This is a genomic window from Pseudomonas sp. ok266, from assembly GCF_900110195.1.
GTDB lineage: Bacteria > Pseudomonadota > Gammaproteobacteria > Pseudomonadales > Pseudomonadaceae > Aquipseudomonas > Aquipseudomonas neuropathica.
This window is the reverse complement of sequence record NZ_FOCU01000002.1, coordinates 65561-88717: the sequence shown is the minus strand read 5'-3', so window position 1 is coordinate 88717 and position 23157 is coordinate 65561. Positions and strand designations below refer to the sequence as shown.

The window sequence follows — 23157 nt, the reverse complement described above, 5'->3', positions numbered from 1 at the left end:
GGGAGAGGGTTAGGGTGAGGGCCACCGTGCACCGCATCAATGCACAATGACCCGCGATCGCGCACAGCCGCATCGCCACAACTCAACCCTGAAAACGCTGATAAACCCGTTTTCATAAACATCAAAGCCCCGAATTTCGGGGCTTTGATGTCTCTGATCAGATTTTTTTGTTTCAGCAAATGAAAACCTGGCACGCCCCCTGCAAGACCTCTTACAGGTGATTCGATTCACCACCCGTTTCGGGGACCTTGGTACAGGCAGGCCGGGGATTCCCCTCTTTACACCGGGCTCATACCGCAACGCGACGAGCCCACCCTTTTGGGATCCTTGGTACAGGCAGGCCGGGGGTTCCCTCTTTACACCGGACCGACGCTAGCAGCGAAGTCCACCCGTTTTGGGAACCCTGATACAGGCAGGTCAGGGATTCCCGCTTTTACACCGTTCGCCGAGACATCGAGTCCGACGTCAATTGAGCCTGGGCCGTTTGGGTAAATGATGCAGGGGCTGATTTTGCCGCCCTGAGTCATATTCCCGAATCACGGCTTCCAGCCTGTCCAGCATTTTTCCGGGGCTGGATTCATTGATCAGAATGCCCTTCATCCTTGCCTGATCGCCTGGGTCAGCCTTCGCATAGATATCCAGGAACCACCACACCCGCCGCTGCAAAAGCGGATGCTCGACGTGAAATTCAGGCGTGCGACTCAGTTTGCGAATCCCATTGATAACGTCACTTCCAGCCCCGCCAAAGCTGTCCCAGAGCTTAAGTTTTTCAGGTATTTCCAAGGGCGGCACATTTCGTAGCCACAGGTTTGCCGACCGATCAGTGCTTTCCTCTCCCAGCCAGATGTCGGTGCCTGTTTTTATACGCGCATGTATCAACCGCCGGAGGGAAGCCGGATCGGTAATTGGATTACCACTGAGCTTGAATCCGGCTCTGATTTCAATGGATTCGGGAATCGATGTAATTCGATTGTTCGTCAGATCCAGCACTTTCCCGGGAATCTCGTTGGTGATGCCCTCCGGAAATCTGTCTAACCCTGCATAGGAAAGCTCCAGCACCTGCAGCTCGGTCCTCCCTTTGACAGAAGGCGCAACCGTGAGTGGGTTATTACTGAGTTTCAATACTTCCAATCGCAACGGCCCGTTATCGGCATCAAGCCCTGGAAGATGGAGTATTCCGTTCTGCTCCAGCTCCAATACACGCAACCCGGTCATGCCGGCCACCGAAAAATCAGGCGACAGGTTGGTCCTTTGCAGCGTCAACTCTCGTAATCGCGCACGCCTTGCCAATTCATCAACACTGGCTGGCCCCTCGGTGAGCCGCAGCCCGCGATTATCAGAAAGCAATGCACGTCCATTAACCACCCTCAGACTTTCAAGATTGGGGAAAGCTGAAAAAAAACCTTCCGGAAGAGGCACGCTTGCCCCCCTTAGCTCAAGGGAAACGATGGCGTTGAAGGGTGTTGAGAGTGGCCGATGGCTTGGCCATATCGAAAGACTCGAAGACAGCTTGAAACCCACCGGCCGCTTATCGTGAAAGACCAGCTCGTCAGGCTCCCCTTGCCACGTGTACAGACGGCGCAACGTGGAACCCAACTCACTTCCGTAGACCCCAGAGCTGAGGTCCTGGTCCAGTTGAGCAAGTCCAAGCTGGAGTCGTTTGAGCTCCACCTCTGCCGCATCCTTGTCACCGAAGTGCAGGCGAAAGTGATCTGCTTGTTGATCGGTCACTTGCGGCAAGTATTTTCGGACCTGCGCTCGGGTGGTTAGCGCAGCGGCATTGAGCAAGGACCCAACGTCGCTGCCGGTATCGCTGCGCAGCACCAAGCCCGCCGGCAGTGATTCGCTTGACAGCCCTGCTTCTGCCTCCAGCCTTTCCAGCTTGTTCAAGGGACTGATTACATCATCCTGAATGGCCCTCAGCCTGACCTGAACGCCAGGCTCAGCCTTACGGTAGTGCTCGAAAAACCGCCAGACTCGTTGCTGCAAAAGCGGCCGCTCAATGTGAAACTCGGGTGCACGCGCCAGATCCCAGACGATTCTCCTCGCCACGAACCAATATGCGTCAACGTCAACACTGTCCCAGAGCTTCAAATTTTCAGCGAGTTCCTCTAGCGGCGAATGTCGTAACCAGGCATTTGGCGAGCGATCAGTACTTGGCTCTCCCAGCCAAACGTCAGTGCCTGTTTTTATCCGCGCGTCCCTCAGCCGCCGGAGAGTCGCCAGATCTGTTATGGGATTGCCAAAGAGATTAAAGCCCGCTCTGATTTCAACGGACTCAGGGATCGATGCAATACGGTTGTTCGAAAGATTCAGCATTTTTCCGGGAATTTCGGACGTGATGCCCTCCGGAAACCGGTCTAAACCGGTGTTGGGAAGGTGCAGCTCCTGCAGCGCAGTCCTGACTTTTAGTGAAGGCATGACAGAAAGCGGATTGTTGCCGAGCTTCAATATTTCCAATCGTAACGGCCCGTTATCAGCATCAAGCCCGAGCGGGAGCTGTTCTATACCGGTCTGCGTCAGATCCAATACGCGCAACTGAGTCATCCCCGTCACGTCAGGTGCCACTTTCAAGGACGGATTCTGGTGCAGGTCGAGGACCTGCAAGCTCAACCGCCCTGGCAGGCCATTCACTACGGCATTCAGATCCGCCACCCCCTGAATGTTGCCAAGAGTCAGAGCTCGCAGGCCGGTCATGCCTGTCAGCGAGAACTCGGCTGGCAAATTGCAGTTTTGCAGGTGCAGCTCGCGTAATTGGGGAAGCTTTGCCAATTCTTCAACGAAACCTCGCTCAATGTTGTGCCTCGAGGCAGTCCGAAAAGGATTACCGTTAGGGAAAATGGGTGGCCAGCCAACCACCGTCAGACTTTCAATGTTGGGAAACTGCGCAGATAAACGATACGAGTTTAGATCTCCACCCACTCTCAGAGTAAGGGCGACAACAGCGTTGAATTTTGTTGAGACAGGAACACCGTATTGCCGAGCCCCAAGCTCGATATCCATCTTGAAACCCACTAGTCGGCCTTCGTGATAGACGCGCTCACTGGGTTCGCCCTGCCACATGTAAAGTCTGCGTAGCTTGCTCGCCATTTCCTCACTGACACTAAAGCTCGTCCTCTCCAGCTCAGAGAGCCCACGCTCGATACGCTTCAGCTCCACCTCTGCCACATCCTTGTCGCCAAACCGGGCGATGAAGGCATCAGCGTCCAGGTCCGTCGTTTCCGGAAGGTATCTTTGGACCTGCGCTCGGGTGGTTGGCTTTACGAGCGTACGCTGGTACCAAAGACCGTTATCGACATTACGCAGCATCACCGGACCTGGGAGCAGCTCACTTGGCCGTCGGGCACGATGCAATCCAGTCACCGGATCTACGGCGACAAGAACGAAAGCGCCATCGGCCACCTCAGCGTAGGTACGATTGTTAAAAACCCTTAAGCCTTCGCCGTTGGTTTCAGGAAGTAACGACCGGGCATTGATTACGTAATCGTCCAGCGTCGGTTGAGGCGCAAGCAAACGAGCTTCAACAGGGGCCGCGTGAACAATGATCGACGGCGTTGCACGAGTGGCATCTGCCTCAACGGCCCTGGACGCCCCGGCTCGCGGCTGCGAATCATCGCGAGAGGTGCCTGAATCAAAACCGCTGCGACTCAATAAGCCAGGGAGCGGAATGTCCACGTCGGCCGGTCGAGTCGGGCTGGTAGAAGCATCTACTTTGACGTGGGTGCTGCCACCGGTAGGTGGTTTTACTGGCATGTTTTTCATCCTTGAAAAAGTCGCCCTGGCTGTCGTGCCAGGGACGAAGGCTTTCGGCATCCTGCCGGTCTAAAAGAGGAGCGCACGATAGCGTGCGCAAGTATTCAAGGAGAGTGGAAAGGCAGACAGGCGCAGTGGGAAACGACGTCAAGAAGCGTAGGAGTACTCGAGAAGGACGGCGGGATTACGATCAATTCGTTTGCAAACGGATCTCCAGCCGCCAGCGGTCATCGACCTCACTGCCGACCCAATTACCCTGCAACGGCCGCGCTGCCAGTATGGTCAACAACAACCCGCCATCGCTCATGCGTGTACGCCAGTTCACATCCCTGCCGTTGAGTTTGAACTGGCCCTTCTGCGCCCGGCCTTCGGCCTGAAACAGCAACGCCACGGTGCCATCGATGATTTCGCCGTGCAGTTTGGGTTCGTTGTTGAACCACACCACCAAACCGCCATCGGTCATTTCAACCTGCTGCAATATGCTCGGGTCCGGCGTGGTCAGGCGGCCGATCATCAAGCCGATCATCAAGCCGACAATCGCCAGCGAACCGATGACGCGCGGGAATAGTTTCGAACGGTTGTCCACAGGCGGCGTAGAATGCCGCTCATCTTTACCTTCGGAGCCGTGCATGTTTCACGTCATCCTTTTTCAACCAGAAATTCCGCCGAATACCGGCAACGTTATCAGGCTATGCGCCAACAGCGGCTGCCACCTGCATTTGATCGAACCGCTGGGCTTCGAGATGGACGACAAGCGCCTGCGCCGTGCCGGTCTCGATTACCACGAATATGCCACGCTGCAACGTCACGCGGACCTGGCCACTTGCCTGGAAAGCCTGGGCAACCCGCGGTTGTTTGCGTTCACCACCAAGGGCTCACGGCCGTTTCATGATGCCGCGTTCGTCCCCGGCGATGCGTTCATCTTCGGCCCGGAAAGCCGTGGCCTGCCGCCGGAAGTGCTCGACGCACTGCCGCCGGAACAGCGCCTGCGCCTGCCGATGCGCGAAGGCTGTCGCAGCCTGAACCTGTCCAACACCGTAGCGGTGGCCGTGTACGAAGCCTGGCGCCAGAACGACTTCAAGTAACACCACAAAACAAATGTGGGAGCTGGCCTGCTCACGATTACGGAGTGTCAGGCAACATTGATGTGTCTGACAGACCGCTATCGCGAGCAGGCTCGCTCCCACATGGGGTGTTGCTGAACCGTCTTACTGAACGGTTGGCGTCTCGCCGCTTTCCTGCATGCGCTGCAGCTCTTGCGCGTACAGGGCGTCGAAGTTCACCGGGGCCAGCATCAGGGCCGGGAACGAACCACGGGTCACCAGGCTGTCCAGGGTTTCGCGCGCGTACGGGAACAGGATGTTCGGGCAGAACGCACCCAGGGTGTGGCTCATCGAAGCCGCGTCCAGGTTCTTGATCAGGAAGATACCGGCCTGTTGCACTTCAGCGATGAAGGCGACTTCTTCACCGTTTTTCACGGTCACGGACAGGGTCAGCACGACTTCGTAGAAATCACCTTCCAGTGCTTTCTGACGAGTGTTCAGATCCAGAGCGACCGCCGGATCCCACTGCTGGCGGAAGATCGCCGGGCTTTTCGGGGCTTCGAAGGACAGGTCGCGTACGTAGATGCGCTGCAAGGAGAATTGCGGTGCGGTTTCTTCTTCGCTGGCTGCAGTGTTCTGTTGGTCAGTCATCTCAGATCCTTATCGATCTTGGGTCTTTTAGGGAGTGCTGTACGTGGGTGCAGCCGTTCAGGCCTTGAGCAGCGCGTCGAGCTTGCCGGCGCGTTCCAGGGCATACAAATCGTCACAACCGCCGATGTGCTTGCTGCCGATCCAGATCTGCGGCACGGACGTACGTCCGGCTTTCTGGGTCATTTCAGCGCGCACTTGCGGCTTGCCATCGACCTTGATCTCTTTGAAGGCCACGCCTTTGTTCTCGAGCAGGTACTTGGCTCGCGAGCAATAAGGGCAGTAATCGCTGGAGTAGACGATGACTTCGCTCATATCACTTCACCAACGGCAGGTTGTCGCCTTTCCAGCTGGAGATCCCGCCGGACAGCTTGGCGGCGGTGAAGCCGGATTTCATCAGCTCGCGGGCGTGGGTGCCAGCGGTCTGGCCCAGCGCGTCGACCAGAATGATGGTCTTGGCCTTGTGTTTTTCCAGCTCGCCGATACGCGCAGCCAGTTTGTCCTGGGGAATGTTCACCGCGCCAACGATGTGGCCGGCAGCAAAATCCTTGGCCGGACGGATGTCCACCACCACGCCTGCGTCTTTGTTGACCAACGCGGTCAGCTCGCCGGTGCTCAGGCTTTTACCGCCGCCCTGCATCGTGTGCGCCAGCAGCAGAGCCAGCAGTACGACGAAGATACCGACAAGAATGTAGTGGTTAGTGGCAAATTCAATCAGGTGAGCAACCATCGAAGGAGGTTCCAGGGCGTTAAAATGTCGGCCAGTATACACAGCCACTATGGTCGGCCAAACCCCGTCCGGCGGTGACGCGGTCGGAACTTAGCTTTAAACTCCAACTCCCTTTTCCATCGCCCTCTTCTTTATTAGCCACGAGTGGATTCCATGACTACCACGCCTAAACCTTTGGTCCTGATGATTCTCGACGGCTTCGGTCACAGCGACAGCCCCGAATCCAACGCCGTTTTTGCGGCGAAGAAGCCTGTTCTGGATCGCCTGTGGGCCACCGTGCCCAACGGCTTGATTTCGGGCAGCGGCATGGACGTCGGCCTGCCGGACGGCCAGATGGGCAACTCCGAAGTCGGCCACATGAACCTTGGCGCCGGCCGCGTGGTGTATCAGGACTTTACCCGCGTGACCAAAGCGATCCGCGACGGCGAGTTCTTCGAGAACCCGACCATCTGCGCCGCTGTGGACAAAGCCGTGGCCGCCGGCAAAGCCGTGCACTTCATGGGTCTGCTCTCCGATGGCGGCGTACACAGCCACCAGGATCACCTGATCGCCATGGCCGAACTGGCCTTCAAGCGCGGCGCCGAAAAAATCTACCTGCACGCTTTCCTTGACGGTCGCGACACCCCACCGAAAAGCGCTGCGTCGTCCATCGAACTACTCGATGCGACCTTCCAGGCACTGGGCAAGGGCCGCATCGCCAGCATCATCGGCCGCTACTTCGCCATGGACCGTGACAACCGCTGGGACCGTGTGGCTCAGGCCTACAACCTGATCGTCGACGGCAACAGCGAATTCCACGCCGCCACTGCGCAGGAAGGTCTGGACGCCGCTTATGCGCGCGGCGAGAGCGACGAATTCGTCAAAGCCACGACCATCGGTGAGCCGGTGAAAGTCGAAGACGGCGACGCCGTGGTGTTCATGAACTTCCGCGCCGACCGCGCCCGCGAGCTGACTCGCGTGTTCGTCGAAGACGACTTCAAGGATTTCGAACGCGCGCGCCAGCCGAAACTGGCCGGTTTTGTGATGTTGACCCAATACGCAGCGAGCATCCCTGCACCCTCGGCGTTCGCCCCGGGCAGCCTGGAAAACGTCCTCGGCGACTATCTGGCGAAAAACGGCAAAACCCAGCTGCGCATCGCTGAAACCGAAAAATACGCCCACGTGACCTTCTTCTTCTCCGGCGGTCGTGAAGAACCGTTCCCGGGCGAAGAGCGCATCCTGATCCCGTCGCCGAAAGTCGCCACTTACGACTTGCAGCCGGAAATGAGCGCGCCGGAAGTCACAGACCGCATCGTCGACGCCATCGAAAACCAGCGTTACGACGTGATCGTGGTCAACTACGCCAACGGCGACATGGTCGGCCACAGCGGCGTGTTCGACGCGGCGGTGAAGGCTGTGGAATGCCTTGATACCTGCGTCGGGCGCATTGTCGAAGCGCTGGAGAAGGTTGGCGGCGAAGCGCTGATCACCGCTGACCACGGCAACGTCGAGCAAATGGCCGATGAATCCACCGGCCAGGCGCACACCGCACACACCACCGAGCCGGTACCGTTCATTTACGTCGGCAAGCGCGACCTCAAGGTCCGTGAAGGCGGCGTGCTGGCGGACGTGGCACCAACCATGCTGAAGCTGCTGGGCCTGGAAAAACCGGCGGAAATGACTGGCACTTCGATTCTGGTCTGACCCGAATCACCAAAACACCGCAAAACCCTGTAGGAGTGAGCCTGCTCGCGATAGCCATCTGACAGTCAACTACTCTGTTGAATGTCAGTAAGCCATCGCGAGCAGGCTCACTCCTACATTGGTTTGTGGTGTTTTTCAGGCCAGTTATCACACAGCCCCAATTGGGCGTTTTTTTTGCAGCCTCGGGCGGGCATACTAGGCCGTCCATTACCCTGGTGCCGCCCGCCTCTATGCTCCGCGTCCTGATCGCCCTCGCTCTGACCTGCCTGCTCCAACCGGCCTTCGCTGACGAGCGCGCGCAAACCCAACAACAGTTGGACGCCACGCGTCAGGACATTGCCGAGCTGAAAAAGCTGCTGAGCAAAGTCCAGGAAGAAAAGTCCGGCGTACAGAAAGAGCTCAAGGGCACTGAAACCGAGCTGGGTAAACTGCAGAAGCAGGTCGACGCGCTGCAGAAAGAACTGCAGAAAAGCGAATCCGAGCTGCAGCGACTCGATGCAGAGAAAAAAAAACTCCAGAGCGCGCGCACTGAGCAGCAGCGACTGATCGCCATTCAGGCCCGCGCGGCCTATCAGAACGGTCGGCAGGAATACCTCAAGCTGCTGCTCAACCAGCAGAATCCCGAGAAATTCGCCCGCACCCTCACCTATTACGATTACCTGAGCCAGGCCCGCCTGGAACAGCTGAAGAACTTCAACGAAACCCTGCGCCAACTGGCCAATGTCGAAAAAGACATTGCCGCCCAACAGGCGCAATTGCTGGTACAGAAAAGCAGCCTCGATACCCAGCGCGACGAACTGGAAAATGTCCGCAAGGAACGCCAGCAAGTGCTCGCCAAGCTCAACGATGACGTGAAGGCCCGCGACCAGAAACTCGCCGCCCGCGAGCAGGATCAGGCAGACCTGTCTAAAGTCCTTAAAACCATTGAAGAAACCCTGGCCCGCCAGGCCCGTGAGGCAGAAGAAGCGCGGCAGAAAGCGCTGATCGCCCAGCAGGAAGCGGAAAAAAAGCGTTTGCGTGAGGCGCAGGCTGAAAACAGCGACGCCCCACGAAAACCCGCCAGATCCACTCCCGGCGCGCTGGTCTCCAGCAGCGGCGAGACCTTCGGTGGCCCTTTTGCTGCAACCCGGGGAAAACTTCCTTGGCCGGTTGATGGTCGATTGTTGGCACGCTTCGGCGAATCCCGTGGCGACGACGCCCGCACCAAGTGGGACGGCGTGATGATCAGCGCCTCCGCCGGCAGCCAGGTGCATGCCGTACACGGTGGTCGCGTGGTGTTCGCCGACTGGCTGCGCGGCGCCGGGCTGCTGGTGATCCTCGACCACGGCAACGGTTTTCTGAGTCTTTACGGTCACAACCAGACACTGCTCAAGTCAGCCGGTGACGTGGTTAAAGCCGGTGAGTCCATCTCCACTGTCGGTAACAGTGGCGGCCAGGACACATCAGCGCTGTATTTCGCAATTCGTCAGCAGGGTCACCCGAGTGATCCAGCACAATGGTGCCGCGCGCAAGGATAAGCGTGCCGCCTAATTCAGGAGTTCGTTCGACATGCTGCATTTGTCCCGCCTTACCTCGCTGGCCCTGACGATCGCCCTGGTGATCGGCGCGCCTCTGGCGTTCGCCGCTCAACCGGCCCCGGCCGTCGCTCCGGCAGGCACTGCCGCGACTTCCAAGGCACCGTTGCCGCTGGAAGAATTGCGCACCTTTGCCGAGGTCATGGACCGGATCAAAGCCGCTTACGTCGAGCCGGTGGACGACAAGACCCTGCTGGAAAACGCGATCAAGGGCATGCTCAGCAACCTTGATCCGCACTCGGCGTACCTCGGCCCTGAAGACTTCACCGAACTGCAGGAAAGCACCAGCGGTGAGTTCGGTGGTCTGGGCATCGAAGTCGGCGCCGAAGACGGTTTCATCAAAGTCGTCTCGCCAATCGATGACACCCCGGCGTCGAAGGCCGGCATTCAGGCCGGCGACTTCATCGTCAAGATCAACGGCCAGCCGACGCGCGGCCAGACCATGACCGAAGCTGTCGACAAAATGCGCGGCAAGATCGGCCAGAAAATCACCCTGACCCTGGTACGCGACGGCGGCACGCCGTTCGACGTGACCCTGGCCCGTGCGGTGATTCAGGTGAAGAGCGTCAAGGCGCAGTTGCTGGAAACCGGCTATGCGTACATCCGCATCACCCAGTTCCAGGTCAAGACCGGCGAAGAGGTTTCCAAGGCCCTGGCCAAGCTGCGCAAGGACAACGGCAAGAAGCTCAACGGCATCATTCTCGACCTGCGTAACAACCCGGGCGGCGTGTTGCAGGCAGCAGTGGAAGTGGTCGACCACTTCATCACCAAAGGCCTGATCGTTTACACCAAAGGCCGCATCGCCAATTCCGAACTGCGTTTCTCGGCCACCGGCAAAGACGAAAGTGAAGCCGTGCCGATGGTCGTGCTGATCAACGGTGGCAGTGCCTCGGCTTCGGAAATCGTCGCCGGCGCCCTGCAGGACCAGAAACGCGCGGTGGTCATGGGCACCACCAGTTTCGGCAAAGGCTCGGTACAAACCGTACTGCCGCTGAACAATGACCGTGCATTGAAGATCACTACCGCGCTGTACTTCACGCCGAATGGTCGTTCGATTCAGGCGCAGGGCATCGTTCCGGACATCGAAGTGCGCAAGGCCAAGATCACCAACGAGGCCGATGGCGATTACTTCAAGGAAGCCGACCTGCAAGGTCACCTGGGCAATGGCAACGGCGGCGCGGACAAACCAACCGGCTCCGGCGCCAAGCCCAAAGCCATGCCGCAGGATGATGACTATCAATTGGCCCAGGCCCTGAGCCTGCTCAAAGGGCTGAGCATCACGTCCGGCCGTTGAGGATGTCGCTGCGTTTCGTCCTCGTTCTGTTGTGCTGTCTGGCGGGTGCTGCTCACGCAGAGCCCGCCAGCCCAAAGCCACACAAAGCCTATCTGACACTGATCATCGACGACCTGGGGCAGAACCTGCCCAGGGATCGCCGCGTGCTGGCCCTGCCCGGCCCGGTGACCACGGCGATCATGCCGGACACCCCGCACGCCACCGAGTTTGCCCGCGAAGCCCATCGCGCCGGCAAGATCGTTATCCTGCACATGCCCATGGACCCGGCCACCGGTCCCTATGCCTGGCACCCCGAACTGCCCATCGAAGAGCTGGAAAAACGCCTCAACGCCGCGTTCAAAATGGTCCCCTACACTGCCGGCATCAATAACCACATGGGCAGCCGCATGACTGCGCAACCGGTGGCGATGGCCTGGTTGATGGGCGAACTGCAGCGCCGGCACAAGTTCTTCGTCGACAGCCGCACCAGCGCCCAGACCGTGGCGGCGCAGCAGGCGCAGAAGATCGATCTGGCCAGTGTCTCGCGGGACGTGTTTCTTGATGACGAGCGCACTGAGGCAGCGATCTACACGCAGTTGCAGACCGCGATCAGCCTGGCGCGCAAGCAGGGTTCGGCGGTGATGATCGGCCATCCCTATCCGCAGACACTGGCGGTGCTCGAGCGCGAACTGCCGAAGTTGAAGGGCCAGGGAATCGACTGGATCGATATCAAACAGATGATCAGCCTGCGCAGCAATCGCGCCATGGCCAGTCATGGTAAAGACGGGGTTTATCGGTAATACCCTGTGACGCTAGCACATACATAGTTACCACCCGGAAACCGTCCCCATTCCCGATAGTGCGACCTGCAACAGGTTGCGACGCCCTCGCGTCGCTTTCAACTATCAGGAATCATCATGACTATTGAAGACAACACCGCAGCGCATCCCATGCCAATGGAACCGATCATGCAGGACAATCTGCTGATCAACTTCACCACGGAGTTTCACCGGGTCTGGAGCACTAACGGCTCAAAAGCCAAACCTGCCACATTCTGGCGCCCCACTCCTGCTCCGGATGCATTGCCGGGCTACTTTCCGCTGGGCGACGTGCTCTTTCCCGGCGACGCCAATATCAATGGCGAAATGGTCGCAGCGGTGGTCTGCGAGAAAGATATGGCAGGGTCCTTAAGCACTAAAGGAAAGGCACTGGCCCGCCCTGCCGATTTTGAACTGGTCTGGAAAGAAACCGGAGCGCCCGGTGTTACTCGCATGTCGATCTGGCGACCTCTGGCACCCGTCGGTTACGTCGCTCTGGGGCTCGTATGCTCCAACGATCACTGCAAACCTTCGTTGAACTCGGTGCGCTGCGTCAGGCTCGACCTGGTCATAGCAGCGAACGTCGGTGATCTGATCTGGAATGACAAGGGCAGCGGTGCCAAGCTCAGTTTCAGCGCCTTTGGAATCGAACCGTCGACTGCCGCCGCAGGCGACATCCATTTTGCGCCCGGCACCTTCGTGGGCATCCAGGGCTACAGCAAGCCTGCAGCACCTTCGACGGCGTATGGCTTGCGCATGCAAATTCCGCTGCAAGTCAGCGCATCGCCGCAAATTCCGACCCTCACCGGATACACGAAGCCCGTAGTGAACGAACCCGCCACCGTCACCCAGATTGCCCGCCTGCCTTGGTTCGCAGTGCGAGATCATGCTCATCCCGGCGAACAGTTTCGCAATTCGCCTTACTACGAACTGAAGAGAACTGACGAATATGTGCTCATTGGTCACGAGCGCAATGAATCAGACAAGTATCGGGCCGTTAAATGGACAGCACCACGCCTGCAAAACGCGGTGACAATGCGTATGTTCCATAGTTTTACCGCCATGGAAATCGTCAAAGCCTGGCCGGCCGTGCCTCTCAGCGATATCCGCATGACAAAATTCTCGGCCTGCCTGCCAAAAAGTTTGACCCGCACCGAAACGTCTTCCAACGGTTGGAACGAGCTACGATCTCAAGTGGTTGTTGCCATGGCGCCGAAGCAAACAGCCGTCGCGGTTTATCAGATGCAAAGCCATTACGAGTTGGTACGGGAAGACGGTACTCAAGTGGCGGTCGACTTTGGTTATACCGATGATTCAAGCGTTCTGCTGACGCAATATCCGCCGGAGTCCGTTGAGCTCGCCAGCGCGTGTCCGCCGCTGACGACAGACACCCCGGCAATATCTGGCACCGATGGCGCTAACGCTAAAGAGCAGCCATCATCGGGCCTGGATGTCGTTATAGATACCGCCCCATGATTTCGTCCACCACGCCTTCTTTGCGCAACTGATCCAGCGCAGCCTGAAGCTTGGCGACCACTTCGTCGGACACGTCCTTGTTCAGCGCCAGATACAGTTCTGCACTGTTGAAGCGCAGCACGGTCTTGAGACCGGTGACACCGTCCTGCCGCGCCAGATAACGCCCGGCAGGATCACCGGTGGCCCACAGGTCGATCTGACCATTGACCAGTTTCTTCGCGTTGTCCTGATCGCGCAGCACTACTATCGGCTTCAGACCTTGTTTGGTCAGTGTCTCGGCAATCGCATCGCCCTTGTAGGCACCGATCTTGTACTTGCGCGCATCATTGAGGGTTTCGAGGGTGATCTTGCTGTCAGCCTTGGCCAACATGATCCAGTCATCCGGACCGATCGGGCCGACCCATTTGAAGAGCTTTTCGCGGTCCGGCAGACGCGCCATCACGAAGGCGCCATAACCGGGATTTTCCAGAGCCAGTTTGTAGACGCGCTCCCAAGGAAAGCGCAGGGTCAGGCTGTAAGTGATGCCGGCACGCTGGAACACTTCGCGCACGATGTCGGTGGCGATGCCATTGATGTTCTCGCCCTGGGCGAAGTTCTTGCCGTTCTTCGCCATGTTATACGGCGGGAAATTTTCGGTGAGGAGCACCAGATCGGTGTCGGGACTGTTTTCGGCGCGGGCGGTGTTGATGAGCAACATCGATGCACTGGCGAGAACAAGAAGCAGGCGTTTGATCATGTCGGGCTACCGGAATCCATGGCGTGCCCAAGAGTGCCTTGGGTGCGCCATGCTGTCCACTGGCCTGTATCGATCGTGACGCTTAACGCATCACGATCCCGCGATGCGCCATATAGGCCTTGGCTTCCTGCACGGTGTATTCGCCGAAGTGGAAAATACTCGCCGCCAGCACCGCACTGGCATGGCCCTCGAGAATGCCGTCAGCCAAGTGCTGCAGATTGCCGACGCCGCCGGAAGCGATCACCGGGATGCCCAGCGCATCGCTGATCGCGCGGGTCACGCCGAGATCGAAACCGTTTTTCATGCCGTCCTGATCCATGCTGGTCAGCAGGATTTCACCAGCACCGAGGCCTTCCATTTTCTTCGCCCACTCGACCGCGTCGAGGCCGGTTGGCTTGCGCCCGCCGTGGGTGAAGATTTCCCAGCGCGGGGTTTCGCCCGGGCCGGAGACTTTCTTCGCGTCGATGGCGACAACGATGCACTGCGAGCCGAAATGCTGCGCCGCTTCACCGACGAACTCCGGGTTGAACACGGCAGCGGTGTTGATCGACACCTTGTCCGCACCGGCATTGAGCAGGTTGCGGATGTCCTGCACGGTGCGCACGCCGCCGCCGACGGTCAGCGGGATAAACACCTGGCTGGCCATGCGCTCGACAGTATGCAGCGTGGTGTCGCGACCATCGACGCTGGCGGTGATGTCGAGAAAGGTAATCTCGTCGGCACCCTGCTCGTCGTAACGACGGGCGATTTCCACCGGGTCACCGGCGTCGCGGATGTTTTCGAACTTCACACCTTTGACGACCCGGCCGTTGTCCACGTCCAGGCAAGGGATGATGCGTTTGGCCAGCGCCATGGTCAGTCCTCAGCCTTGGTACGAATCGCAGAAAGCTTGCGCTTCGGCGACGTCGAGGGTGCCTTCGTAAATCGCCCGGCCGGTGATGGCGCCGATGATGCCTGGTGCTTTGGCGTCGAGCAGCGACTTGATGTCACCCAGATTGTGGATGCCGCCGGAAGCGATCACCGGGATCTTGGTGGCAGCGGCCAGCGCAGCGGTGAACGGCACGTTGCAACCCTGCATCATGCCGTCTTTGGCGATGTCGGTATAAACGATCGAGGAGACGCCGTCGGCTTCAAACTGCTTGGCCAGATCGATGACCTGCACGGTGCTGATTTCAGCCCAGCCATCGGTGGCGACGAAACCGTCTTTGGCGTCCAGACCGACGATGATCTTGCCCGGGAACGCGCGGCAGGCTTCAGCGACGAACGCTGGATCTTTCACGGCTTTGGTGCCGATGATCACGTAGCTCACGCCAGCCTTGACGTAGTGCTCGATGGTTTCCAGCGAACGGATGCCGCCACCGATCTGGATCGGCAAAGTCGGATAGCGCTTGGCGATCGCGGTAACCACTTCGCCGTTGACTGGCTGGCCTTCGAACGCGCCGTTCAGATCGACCAGATGCAGACGGCGGCAACCGCCCTCCACCCACTTGGCAGCCATGCTCACCGGGTCATCGGAGAACACCGTGGAATCTTCCATGCGGCCCTGACGCAAACGTACGCAGGCACCGTCTTTAAGATCGATAGCGGGAATAATCAGCATCTGGCAAACCTTCAAATTTGAATGTTCAGCTTGGCTCGGAAATCAGTTTTTCTCGAGCGCCCACAGGTCGCTTTCGATGCTTTCAAACCGCTCTTTGAGGTGGGTCTGCACATCGAAAATCGCCCTGTTGTAATAGTGCGGAGCAATTTCGCGGGTAAACAGCTCAAGAATTTCCGCCGCTTCGAACGAACCCAGGTCCAGTTCGAAACGGTCTTCCATGAACCGCTGAATCTTGCGATTGGCCTCGTTCTCCTGTTCGGGAGTGAGGGTCAGAATCGGCGGCTTGGACTTCTTGGCAGCCATTTACCAGCGACCGTCCCACGCAGCGAAGTTCTGCAGCAATTGCAGGCCATGGGTATGGCTTTTCTCCGGGTGGAACTGCACGGCGAAACGCGAGCCATCGGCCAGCGCCGCAGCGAAATCGACACCGTAATGACCGCCACCGACCACCTGCCGCGCGTTGGCGGCGGCGATGTAGTAGCTGTGCACGAAGTAAAAACGCGCCATGTCCGGAATGTCGTGCCACAACGGGTGGCTGACCTTCTGCTTCACCTCGTTCCAGCCCATGTGCGGGACTTTCAGGTGTTCGCCGTCTTCATGCAGGTCTTTGCCGAAGAACTTCACCGCGCCCGGGAACAGGCCGATGCAGTCGACGCCGTCGTTCTCTTCACTGGTGTCGAGCAACGCTTGCATGCCGACACAGATACCGAGGAACGGACGATCCTGACTGACTTCACGCACCAGTGAGTCGAAACCGAGACGACGGATCTCCGCCATGCAGTCGCGAATCGCGCCAACACCGGGAAACACCACGCGGTCAGCTTCGCGAATCACGGCGGCATCGCTGGTGATCAGCACTTTACCGGCGCCGACGTGCTCGAGGGCCTTGGCCACCGAGTGCAGGTTGCCCATGCCGTAATCGATAACTGCAACCGTCTGCATTACAGAACGCCTTTGGTCGATGGCATTTGCCCGGCCATGCGCTCATCCAGCTCGACAGCCATGCGCAGCGCGCGGCCGAAAGCCTTGAACACGGTTTCGATCTGGTGGTGGGTGTTGGTGCCACGCAGGTTGTCGATGTGCAGACTGACCAGCGCATGGTTGACGAAGCCCTGGAAGAACTCCTGGAACAGGTCAACGTCGAAGCCGCCGACGGTGGCGCGGGTGTACGGCACGTGCATCTGCAGGCCTGGACGACCGGAGAAGTCGATGACGACACGCGACAGCGCTTCATCGAGCGGCACGTAGGCATGACCGTAGCGACGGATGCCTTTTTTATCGCCGATGGCTTTGGCAAACGCCTGGCCGAGGGTGATACCGACATCTTCCACCGTATGGTGGTCGTCGATATGCAGATCGCCCTTGCATTCAATATCCAGGTCGATCAACCCGTGACGGGCGATCTGATCCAGCATGTGCTCAAGAAAAGGAACACCGATATCGAATCGGGCCTTTCCGGTGCCATCAAGGTTGATCGAGGCTTTGATCTGGGTTTCCAGAGTGTCGCGCTCGACAGACGCCTTACGTTCGGCCATCACCAGCTCCGCAAAATCATTGGGCGAAAAAGGCAGCCATTATAGGCACGCGAGGCGCAAACAGAAACACGAGAGGTGAGATGGCTGACGGATAGAACGCCCGGCTGTCGCGGGTAGACATGTCCATACAAGCCATTACAGGCAGCGCAAAAACAAATGTGGGAGCGAGCTTGCTCGCGAATGCGGTGGGTCAGCCAGCAATTAAGTTGACTGATATTCCGTCTTCGCGAGCAGGCTCGCTCCCACAGGTTCGGTGTTTATCCAGCTAACACCTTAGTGAAACAGTACCGCCGTTTTCTGCAGGGTCACCCAAACACCCCACGCCAACGGAATACCCACCACCAGCCACGCAGCGATCGCCAGCGGCTTGCTGCCCGGGGCGGCTTTCCACTCCAGGACCGTGCTGGCATCAGCACCTTTGTCGTGACCCAGCGCTTGTTCGGCAGCCAGCTCAGCGTCGGTCATGAAGTATTTGTCAGCCACCGGACGCACCAGCAGGTTGCACAGGAAGCCCAGCACCAGCAGGCCTGCGAGGATGTACAGGGTGATGTCGTAAGCGGCAGCGCGTTCAACGCCGATGCTCAACTGATACTCACGCAGGTAGTTCACCAGCACCGGACCGAGCACGCCGGCCGCAGCCCAAGCGGTCAGCAGACGACCGTGGATCGCACCGACCATCTGCGTACCGAACAGGTCGGCCAGATACGCCGGCACCGTGGCAAAACCGCCGCCGTACATCGACAGAATGATGCAGAACGCCGCCACGAACAGCGCAACGTTGCCCAAATGGCCCATGTTCGGGATCAGCGCGTACAGGGCAAAACCCAGGGCGAAGAACACGAAGTAGGTGTTTTTGCGGCCCAGGTAGTCCGAGAACGAAGCCCAGAAGAAGCGGCCACCGATATTGAACAGGCTGAGCAGACCGGTGAAACCGGCAGCAATCGCAGCGATCGAAGCCAGTTGCCCGGCGTCGAGCCGACCAAACGGCACATCGACACCCAGCAGTTTGCCGCCGAACACTTCCTGCAGCAGTGGCGAAGCCATGCCGAGGATGCCGATGCCGGCAGACACGTTCAGGCACAGCACCAGCCAGACCAGACGGAATTGCGGGGTTTTCCACGCCACATTCACGTGCACGTGACGGTGGGTGATCATCGAGTTCGAGGCTTTCTTCGCCGGAGCGGTCCAGCCTTCAGGTTTCCAGCCGGTTGGCGGAACGCGGTAAGCCAGAGCACCACCGATCATGAACACGAAATAAATCGCGGCCATGGCGACGAAGCTCTGCCAGACGCCGACACCGGTTGGCGAAGCGAAGTGGCTCATCAGCGCGGTTGCCAGCGGTGCACCAACCATCGCGCCGCCACCGAAGCCCATGATTGCCATGCCGGTAGCCATGCCGCGCTTGTCCGGGAACCACTTGATCAGGGTCGAGACCGGCGAGATATAGCCCAGGCCCAGACCGATACCGCCGATTACGCCAGAGCCAAGCCACATCAGCCAGATCTGGTGGGTATAAATACCCAACGCGGAGATCAGCAGACCGCCGCACCAGCACAGTGCAGATACGACACCGGCTTTGCGTGGCCCCGCGTGTTCCAGCCAGCCACCCCAGATCGCTGCCGAGCAGCCGAGGAAGATGAAGAACAGCGTGTAGATCCAGCCGAGCATCGAGATCGGCCAGTCGCATTGCGAGGAAAAGACCTGTGTGATGAAGCTCATGTCCGGTGCGCAAGCCACCGGAGCGGTGACGCCCAGCGCCTTGGACAGCGGCAACCAGAACACCGAGAAGCCGTAGGCCATGCCGATGCACAGGTGGATGGCCAGAGCGGCCGGTGGCACCAGCCAACGGTTGAAACCGGGCTTGGCGATGATGCGTTCCTTGGACAGGAACGCGGGCTGATCGGCTTTGAGGCCGTCCGCCGTGATGCTCGTGCTCATTGTGTATCCCCCAATTATTAGTATGGTTCGCCAGCCACTGTTCACCCCCGGCCTTTATGCACGCAGGCATGACCGTTTTTTTGGGTGAAGCTCCTTGAAGGCGCGACGTTAAGTCGCAGAAGGACGGACGAACGGGCGAAGGTTACCATTTGCACGTGACAGAAAAACCAAACTGATATCACCTTTTTTCTGTCGTCTGATCTCGTATCACTCAGGAAAACGTCATGCCAATCGTCGTACAAGCGCTGAACGCCGCCAATTATCAGGACCAGGAGGATTTGCGGAAGATTTATCGCGACGCGCCGGACTGGCTGTTCGCGCCGTTTTCCGGTGAAAACAATCTGATCGACCGCACGCTCGCCGAGGGAAGTTTTATTGCCGGGCGTTTCAACGACCGCCTGCTCGGTGCCGCTCGTCTACAGAGGCACCACGACGTTTGGTACTTGTCCCATTTATGCGTACGAAAAGTTACCCGTCGCCGTGGGGTTGCTGAACGGCTGGTGAACCAAGCGCAGAAAATGGCGTCGCAAGCGGGGGCTGAACTGCGTCTGCTGGCGCCTGCCGGGCATCCTGAAGCCTTGGCAATTGCAGCGAAGTTACACCTCCCGCTGGAGGTACTGGCAACATGACGCCACACCGAACCGGGCAATTGCAGCGCTATACTCCCCGGCTAAATTACGAATTCGACTAACTACAAGGACTCGCCCATGAAAGCGTTCGGCAAAATCCTGGGTCTGGTACTTCTCGGATTGTTGCTGATCATTGTGGCGGCAGGTTTTGCCCTGACCCACCTCTTCGATCCCAACGATTACAAAGACGAGATTCGCCAGATAGCCCGCGACAAGGCCCACATCGAGCTGACGCTCAATGGCGACATCGGCTGGAGCCTGTTCCCGTGGCTCGGCCTGGAACTGCACGAGGCCAGCGTTGCCACCCTGATCAATCCGACTGAACCGTATGCCGATTTGCAGATGCTCGGCCTGTCCGTGCGGGTACTGCCGCTGTTGCGCCGCGAAGTGCAAATGAGCGATGTCCGCGTTGAAGGGCTGAACCTGCGCCTGAAACGCGACAAAAACGGCCACGGCAACTGGGAAGACATTGGCAAGGTACCGACAGCCGCCGCACCTGCCGGCAGCCCGGCACCTGCTAGCGCAGCCACTGCACAAGCCCCTGCCCAACCGGAAAAACCGCCACAGCCGATCCGCCTCGACATCGACAGCCTGACCGTCAACAACGCCCGCGTTGAATACAACGACGAGCTGACCGGCAAGCAATTCAGCGCCGAGAGCATCCAGTTGAGCACCGGCCCGGTACACGATTCGACGAATATTCCGGTGAAAGCCACGGCATTCCTCGGCACCAACCAGCCGGTCCTGCGCGTGCGTACCGAGCTCACTGGCGAACTGCGCATCGAGCGCGCACTGCAGCGCTACAAATTCGAAGACATGAAGCTGTCCGGCGAACTGGCCGGCGATCCGTTGCAAGGCAAGACCATGACCTTCGCAGCTCAGGGCCAGTTATCGCTGGATAAAGCGGCGAACGTCGCCGAATGGACCGGTATCAAAATCTCTGCCAACCAGTTGCGCGCCTTGGGTGAGCTGAAAGCCAATGACCTCGACAAGACTCCGCAGATCACTGGCGGGCTCTCCATCGCCCAGTTCGATCTGGCGAAATTCGTCGACAGCATCGGTCAGAAACTGCCGGCCATGGCCGAGGGCAGTCTGAGCAAAGTCGAATTGGTCAGCCGCGTTGCCGCCACGCCAACCAGCATCGCCTTCGACAACATCAACCTGAAACTCGACGACAGCAGCTTCAGCGGCCGCATCGCCGTCGAAGACTTCGCCAAACAATCGCTGCGGGCAATTCTCAAGGCCGATACGTTCAACGCTGACCGCTACCTGCCGCCGAAATCGGCACAAGCCAACAGCGCCACGCAAGTGCGTCAGGCCGAAGTCGCCAGCACCGAAGCCGATGCCATGGCCGGTGCCGGCTCTACCCCACTGCCGGACAAACCAAGCAAAACCGCCTGGAGCACCGAGCGCCTGTTACCGGTTGAGCGCCTGGCCAAACTCGACGTCGATGCCGATCTGACCTTCGGCCAACTGACCCTCGACAAACTGCCGATCCAGAACGCCGCACTGAAAGCCACCGGCCAAGGCGGCTTGCTGACCCTGACCAACCTGAGCGGCGAACTGTACAACGGCGGTTTCGCCGCCAATGGCACCCTCGATGTACGCCCGAGCGCGCCTGTGCTGAACCTGCAGACCAAGCTCAATCGCGTGCCTGTAGAAAAAACCCTCGAAAGCCAAGGCAAGAACCCGCCCGTCAAAGGCCTGGTAACCCTCACCAGCAATGTCACTGGCAGCGGCAACAGCCAGCAGGCGCTGATCGATACGCTTAACGGCAACGCCAGTTTCGTGATCAACAACGGCGTGCTGCTCAACGCCAATCTTGAACAGCAACTGTGCAAAGGCATCGCCACGCTTAACCGCAAAACCCTCAGCGGCGAACCACGCGGTAAAGACACGCCATTCCAGGAACTCAAGGGCAACCTGACCTTCCGCAACGGCATCGCCAGCAACCCGGACCTGAAAGTGCGCATCCCCGGCATGACCGTCAACGGTGACGGCGACATCGACTTGCGCGTGCTCGGCATGGACTATCGCGTCGGCATCATCGTCGAGGGCGACACCAGCGCCATGCCGGATCCGGCTTGTCAGGTCGGCGAAAAATTCGTCGGCATCGAATGGCCACTGCGCTGCCGTGGCCCGCTGGAATTGGGCGCCAAGGCCTGCCGTGTCGACAACGATCGCCTCGGTCAGGTCGCAACTAAACTGGCCGGCGACAAGCTCAGCGAAAAAATCGACGAAAAACTCGGTGACAAGGTCAGCCCGGAACTGAAAAACGCATTGAAGGGGCTGTTCAAGCGATGAGAGCGGAGCAATTTTCCACGGCGGTGCTGGATTGGTTCGACCGCCACGGCCGCCACGATCTGCCTTGGCAGCAGAACATCAACCCGTATCGGGTGTGGGTGTCGGAGATCATGTTGCAGCAGACCCAGGTCAGCACCGTGCTCAATTACTTCGACCGTTTCATGGCCGCGCTGCCGACGGTCGAAGCGCTGGCAGAAGCCCCCGAAGACGAAGTGCTGCACCTGTGGACCGGGCTGGGTTACTACACCCGCGCGCGCAATTTGCAGAAGACTGCGAAGATCGTCGTCAGCCAATACGCTGGCGAGTTTCCGCGTGACGTTGAAAAGCTTACCGATCTACCAGGCATTGGTCTGTCCACTGCTGGCGCCATCGCGAGCATCAGCATGGGCCTGCGCGCGCCGATCCTCGACGGCAACGTCAAACGCGTGCTGGCGCGCTTTACCGCGCAAGAGGGCTACCCCGGCGAACCGAAGGTCGCCAAACAACTGTGGGCCACCGCTGAACGCTTTACGCCGCACGATCGGGTCAACGCCTACACCCAGGCGATGATGGATCTCGGCGCCACACTGTGCACGCGTAGCAAGCCGAGCTGCCTGCTGTGTCCGCTGGAGCGTGGCTGCGAGGCGCACATGCTCGGCCTGGAAACCCGCTACCCGATTCCCAAGCCGCGCAAAGCCACTCCGCAGAAGCGCACGCTGATGCCGATGCTGGCCAACGACGACGGCGCGATTCTGCTTTACCGTCGCCCCTCGAGCGGTTTGTGGGGCGGTCTGTGGAGCCTGCCGGAACTCGACGACCTCGATGACCTGCAACATCTCGCCGATCAGCACTCGCTGACCATGGGCGAGCAGCAGGCGCTGCCGAACCTCGTTCACACGTTCAGCCATTTCCAGCTGTCCATCGAACCCTGGCTGGTTCAGGTGCAGGAGGCCGCCCATCACGTGGCCGAGGCCGACTGGCTCTGGTATAACCTCGCCACCCCGCCGCGCCTGGGCCTCGCCGCCCCGGTCAAAACCTTGCTCGAACGCGCGGCCGCCGTCTTGAATGCAGGAGAGTCGCCATGACCCGCACCGTAATGTGCCGCAAGTACAAAGAAGAATTGCCCGCGCTGGACCGCGCCCCTTTCCCGGGCGCCAAAGGTCAGGATATTTTTGACCATGTCTCAGCCAAGGCCTGGGCTGACTGGCAGAAACACCAAACCCTGCTGATCAACGAAAAGCGTCTGAACATGATGAACGCCGAAGACCGCAAATATCTTCAGGGCGAAATGGACAAGTACTTCTCCGGCGAGGAATACGCCAAGGCCGAAGGCTACGTTCCGCCTGCTGAGTAAACCCTGCAAAATCGGGGGCCGGATCGTAAGCGACGGAATTAATTTAAGAAATTTTAAAAAAGTCGTTGACGTAAATCCGAAAAA

22 protein-coding genes are annotated in these 23157 nt (G+C 59.0%); 10 read left to right on the top strand and 12 right to left on the bottom strand.

Features of this window, described 5'->3' with window-relative positions; translation table 11 throughout:
• Window positions 1-465: 465 nt before the first annotated feature.
• Complete coding sequence (locus BMY54_RS30545; RefSeq protein WP_175559549.1) at window positions 466-3753, bottom strand: leucine-rich repeat domain-containing protein; 3288 nt, start codon at window positions 3751-3753, stop codon at window positions 466-468.
• Between the two features lie 190 nt (window positions 3754-3943).
• Window positions 3944-4384 carry a hypothetical protein gene (locus BMY54_RS04005; RefSeq protein ID WP_093430037.1) on the bottom strand — a complete coding sequence of 147 codons (441 nt, stop codon included), beginning with the start codon at window positions 4382-4384 and terminating at the stop codon, window positions 3944-3946.
• Between BMY54_RS04005 and BMY54_RS04000 the strand changes: the two genes are divergently transcribed.
• Window positions 4383-4838, top strand: a complete 456-nt coding sequence (locus BMY54_RS04000) for a tRNA (cytidine(34)-2'-O)-methyltransferase (RefSeq protein ID WP_093430036.1) — start codon at window positions 4383-4385, stop codon at window positions 4836-4838. The genes BMY54_RS04005 and BMY54_RS04000 overlap by 2 nt on opposite strands.
• Window positions 4839-4961: 123 nt before the next feature.
• Here the strand turns inward: BMY54_RS04000 and secB are convergent, their stop codons facing one another.
• From secB to BMY54_RS03985, 3 genes are read right to left on the bottom strand one after another with little or no spacing between them, the layout of a single operon-like run.
• Complete coding sequence (gene secB, locus BMY54_RS03995) at window positions 4962-5447, bottom strand: protein-export chaperone SecB (RefSeq protein WP_007909233.1); 486 nt, start codon at window positions 5445-5447, stop codon at window positions 4962-4964.
• Between the two features lie 57 nt (window positions 5448-5504).
• Window positions 5505-5759, bottom strand: a complete 255-nt coding sequence (gene grxC / locus BMY54_RS03990) for a glutaredoxin 3 (RefSeq protein WP_038359971.1) — start codon at window positions 5757-5759, stop codon at window positions 5505-5507.
• A gap of 1 nt (window position 5760) precedes the next feature.
• On the bottom strand, window positions 5761-6174 hold the full coding sequence (locus BMY54_RS03985; RefSeq protein WP_083367280.1) for a rhodanese-like domain-containing protein: 414 nt from the start codon (window positions 6172-6174) through the stop codon (window positions 5761-5763).
• Between the two features lie 153 nt (window positions 6175-6327).
• Between BMY54_RS03985 and gpmI the strand changes: the two genes are divergently transcribed.
• The 5 genes from gpmI (at window position 6328) to BMY54_RS03960 (ending at window position 12998) form a co-directional block, all read left to right on the top strand.
• A complete protein-coding gene (gene gpmI / locus BMY54_RS03980; RefSeq protein WP_093430035.1) occupies window positions 6328-7857 on the top strand; it encodes a 2,3-bisphosphoglycerate-independent phosphoglycerate mutase in 1530 nt (509 codons plus the stop codon).
• Between the two features lie 230 nt (window positions 7858-8087).
• On the top strand, window positions 8088-9374 hold the full coding sequence (locus BMY54_RS03975) for a murein hydrolase activator EnvC family protein (protein WP_038359965.1): 1287 nt from the start codon (window positions 8088-8090) through the stop codon (window positions 9372-9374).
• A gap of 31 nt (window positions 9375-9405) precedes the next feature.
• Window positions 9406-10725 (top strand): S41 family peptidase, encoded by a 1320-nt coding sequence (locus BMY54_RS03970; protein ID WP_053116593.1) that lies wholly within the window; start codon window positions 9406-9408, stop codon window positions 10723-10725.
• Between the two features lie 2 nt (window positions 10726-10727).
• Window positions 10728-11504: a divergent polysaccharide deacetylase family protein gene (locus tag BMY54_RS03965; RefSeq protein ID WP_093430034.1), complete on the top strand. Its 777-nt coding sequence runs from the start codon at window positions 10728-10730 to the stop codon at window positions 11502-11504.
• Window positions 11505-11621: 117 nt separating this feature from the next.
• Window positions 11622-12998 (top strand): Vps62-related protein, encoded by a 1377-nt coding sequence (locus BMY54_RS03960; protein WP_093430033.1) that lies wholly within the window; start codon window positions 11622-11624, stop codon window positions 12996-12998.
• On the opposite strand, the gene BMY54_RS03955 is transcribed toward BMY54_RS03960, so the two are convergent.
• From BMY54_RS03955 to BMY54_RS03925, 7 genes are all read right to left on the bottom strand, one after another.
• A complete protein-coding gene (locus BMY54_RS03955) occupies window positions 12979-13734 on the bottom strand; it encodes a substrate-binding periplasmic protein (RefSeq protein ID WP_093430032.1) in 756 nt (251 codons plus the stop codon). The genes BMY54_RS03960 and BMY54_RS03955 overlap by 20 nt on opposite strands.
• 82 nt (window positions 13735-13816) lie before the next feature.
• Window positions 13817-14587, bottom strand: coding sequence for an imidazole glycerol phosphate synthase subunit HisF (gene hisF, locus BMY54_RS03950; protein ID WP_007897430.1), 771 nt, complete (start codon window positions 14585-14587; stop codon window positions 13817-13819).
• Between the two features lie 9 nt (window positions 14588-14596).
• Window positions 14597-15334, bottom strand: coding sequence for a 1-(5-phosphoribosyl)-5-[(5-phosphoribosylamino)methylideneamino]imidazole-4-carboxamide isomerase (hisA, locus tag BMY54_RS03945; protein ID WP_003220753.1), 738 nt, complete (start codon window positions 15332-15334; stop codon window positions 14597-14599).
• A 42-nt stretch (window positions 15335-15376) separates the two neighbouring features.
• Complete coding sequence (locus BMY54_RS03940; RefSeq protein WP_003220751.1) at window positions 15377-15637, bottom strand: DUF2164 domain-containing protein; 261 nt, start codon at window positions 15635-15637, stop codon at window positions 15377-15379.
• On the bottom strand, window positions 15638-16276 hold the full coding sequence (gene hisH, locus BMY54_RS03935) for an imidazole glycerol phosphate synthase subunit HisH (protein ID WP_007909206.1): 639 nt from the start codon (window positions 16274-16276) through the stop codon (window positions 15638-15640). It lies immediately after the preceding gene.
• A complete protein-coding gene (gene hisB, locus BMY54_RS03930; RefSeq protein ID WP_007909204.1) occupies window positions 16276-16869 on the bottom strand; it encodes an imidazoleglycerol-phosphate dehydratase HisB in 594 nt (197 codons plus the stop codon). Before hisB ends, hisH begins: the two co-directional genes overlap by 1 nt.
• A 273-nt stretch (window positions 16870-17142) precedes the next feature.
• Window positions 17143-18807 carry an OFA family MFS transporter gene (locus tag BMY54_RS03925; RefSeq protein WP_093430031.1) on the bottom strand — a complete coding sequence of 555 codons (1665 nt, stop codon included), beginning with the start codon at window positions 18805-18807 and terminating at the stop codon, window positions 17143-17145.
• 224 nt (window positions 18808-19031) lie between these two features.
• Here BMY54_RS03925 and BMY54_RS03920 point away from each other — a divergent pair, with 224 nt between their 5' ends.
• The 4 genes from BMY54_RS03920 (at window position 19032) to BMY54_RS03905 (ending at window position 23073) form a co-directional block, all read left to right on the top strand.
• Window positions 19032-19436, top strand: a complete 405-nt coding sequence (locus BMY54_RS03920) for an acetyl-CoA sensor PanZ family protein (RefSeq protein ID WP_093430030.1) — start codon at window positions 19032-19034, stop codon at window positions 19434-19436.
• Between the two features lie 78 nt (window positions 19437-19514).
• Entirely contained in the window at window positions 19515-21740 is a 2226-nt protein-coding gene (locus BMY54_RS03915) for an AsmA family protein (protein ID WP_093430029.1), read from the top strand.
• Complete coding sequence (gene mutY, locus BMY54_RS03910) at window positions 21737-22804, top strand: A/G-specific adenine glycosylase (protein ID WP_093430028.1); 1068 nt, start codon at window positions 21737-21739, stop codon at window positions 22802-22804. The genes BMY54_RS03915 and mutY overlap by 4 nt, the downstream gene beginning before the upstream one ends.
• Window positions 22801-23073: an oxidative damage protection protein gene (locus BMY54_RS03905; RefSeq protein WP_016986336.1), complete on the top strand. Its 273-nt coding sequence runs from the start codon at window positions 22801-22803 to the stop codon at window positions 23071-23073. Before mutY ends, BMY54_RS03905 begins: the two co-directional genes overlap by 4 nt.
• Window positions 23074-23157: the final 84 nt, after the last annotated feature.